The sequence below is a fragment of the Aeromonas sp. R3-1 genome, from assembly GCF_040908345.1.
Lineage (GTDB): Bacteria > Pseudomonadota > Gammaproteobacteria > Enterobacterales > Aeromonadaceae > Aeromonas > Aeromonas veronii.
The window spans coordinates 1-2,420 of record NZ_JBFODN010000152.1 but is presented as its reverse complement, the minus strand read 5'-3'; the positions used below and the strand labels follow the sequence as shown (position 1 = coordinate 2,420).

At 61.1% G+C, this 2,420-nt stretch carries 1 protein-coding gene; it reads left to right on the top strand.

The window, feature by feature from the left end; translation table 11 throughout:
• The first annotated feature begins 261 nt into the window (after positions 1-261).
• Positions 262-2,373: an alpha-amylase gene (locus tag AB5Y85_RS09475; protein ID WP_257687146.1), complete on the top strand. Its 2,112-nt coding sequence runs from the start codon at positions 262-264 to the stop codon at positions 2,371-2,373.
• Positions 2,374-2,420 lie beyond the last annotated feature (47 nt).

The window sequence follows — 2,420 nt, the reverse complement described above, 5'->3', positions numbered from 1 at the left end:
GCCTTCGTCAACTTCAAGTTCTTCACCGTCTGATGTGACGACGATACCTGCAATGCCAAATGCCGGTCACCTGACCGGCATTTTTTATGGGCGCTATTTATATCGACAGAGATTCCCACCACCTCCCCGTCACACTTTCCTTGGCTTGAAAACGTAACCATTTGAACTGATGTCACAAATCGGCATTTTGCCGATCCAAGGCGCGCTTTGCTGCTCCTAGAATGGGCCCTTGTCCGAACTGCCCTGCTCAAGGAATGGCTTATGCGTCGTGCTCATCACTTATCCCCTCTCTGGCTTGCCCTGCTGGCCGCCCCTCTGTTCATCCAACAGGCGATGGCCACCCCCGAGGTTCGCCTCTACGTGGATGGTCAACCGGTGGCGGCCCCGATCGCGCTGGATAAGGGCATGGTGGAGCTGACCCACACGCTCGCTAAGGGGAGCCACCAGATCCGCATCAGCGACGCAGGCAACAGTTGTGGCACCAGCTTTGGCCCGAGCGAGAGCAAGCCGCTCCCCTTCGGCACCGCCCAGCCCATGGACAAATGCAGCAAGGATCAGAGCTTTACCCTGCGGGTGATGCTGGCCGGGGAGTATCAGTTCACCTTCAACCCAGATACCCCGAGCCTCAAGGTGCTGCGGGCGACCAAGAAGAGCGAGTTCAAGCGCCAGCCACCAGAAGAGCCCTGCATCAGCTGGGATGGCGGCCCGGTCACTGTGTCCCTGACAGGGGTCTGGCCCGACGGCACCCGACTGAGGGATGCCTACTCGAAACAGGAGGCGGTGGTCAAACAAGGCAAACTGACCCTGACCCCGAGTAAAGAGAGCGGCGGCCTGCTGCTGCTCGAGCCGGTCAAGGCAGCCAAGCCAGCACCATTCAGCTGGGATCAGGCGAGCGTCTATTTCCTGCTGACCGATCGCTTCCACAACGGCGACCCCGCCAACGACCACAGCTTCGGCCGCCAGAAGGATGGTCAGGATGAGGTAGCCACCTGGCACGGCGGTGACTTCAAGGGGCTGACCGAGAAGCTCGACTACATCAAGAGCCTCGGCATGAACGCCATCTGGATCACCCCCATGGTGGAGCAGGTGCACGGCTTTATCGGCGGTGGCGAGCAGGGCAACTTCCCCTTCTACGCCTACCACGGCTACTGGGCGCTCGACTTCACCAAGATTGACCCCAACTACGGCAATGAAGAGAGCCTGAAAACCCTGGTGGACGAGGCCCACAAGCGCGGCATGCGGATCATCCTCGACGTGGTGATGAACCACGCCGGTTACGCTACCCTCGCCGACTTGCAAGATCTGGGGCTCACCGAGCTAACTCAGAACAGCAGCAAACTGCCGACCGTCTGGAACCAGTGGCGCCCGAGCGGCGGTCTCAACTGGCATGGCTACAACCAGTTCATCGACTATCAATCACCCGCGTGGAACAAGTGGTGGAGTGGTGACTGGGTGCGCGCCGGTCTGCCCGACTACCCACAGCCAGGCACCGACGATGTGACCGGCTCGGTGGCGGGGCTGCCGGACTTTCTCACCGAATCGACCAAACCGGTAGGGCTGCCGCCGTTGCTGGCGGCAAAAAAAGATACCAAGGCCAAGGCGCTGCCCAACGCCACCGTGAGCGACTACCTGATCGCCTGGCACACCGACTGGGTGCGCCGCTTTGGCATCGACGGCTTCCGCGCCGACACCGTCAAGCATCTGGAGCCCGAAGTGTGGGCCAAGCTCAAGCAGGCGGGCACCGCTGCGCTCAAGGAGTGGAAGACAGCCAACCCGGGCAAGGCCCTCGACGATCTGCCCTTCTACATGGTGGGTGAGGTGTGGGATCACGGGGTAGCCAAGGATTTCTGGTATCAGAACGGTTTCGACTCCCTGATCAACTTCGACTATCAGCGCGAGTTCGCACTGTCACAGGCCCAGTGCATGGCCAGCGCCGAGCCCACCTATGCCAGCTACGCCAGTCGCATCAATCAGGATCCCGAGTTCAACGTGTTGAGCTACATCAGCTCCCACGACACCAAGCTGTTCTTTGGCGACTATCAGGATGTGCCGCTACAGCGCCGGGTCGCCAACAGCTTTATGCTGCTGCCGGGCGGCATCCAGCTCTACTACGGCGACGAGTCCGGCCGGGGGCTGGCCAAGGATGGAGGGGTGTTCGATCAGGCGTTGCGCTCGGACATGAACTGGCAGGAGCTGGCCAGCGGAGACAAGGCTGAGCTGGTCAAGCACTGGCAGCAACTGGGCCAGTTCCGCGACGCCCATCCGGCCATTGCGGCAGGCAGTCACCAGAAACTCTCGGATGCCCCCTACGCCTTCGTGCGGGAGAAGGGGGATGACAAGGTGGTGGTGGTCTTTGCCGGTCGGCAGAAGTAACTCTTGAGCCACATTCACCAGCAACAGAGAGGGGAGCCACTGGCTCC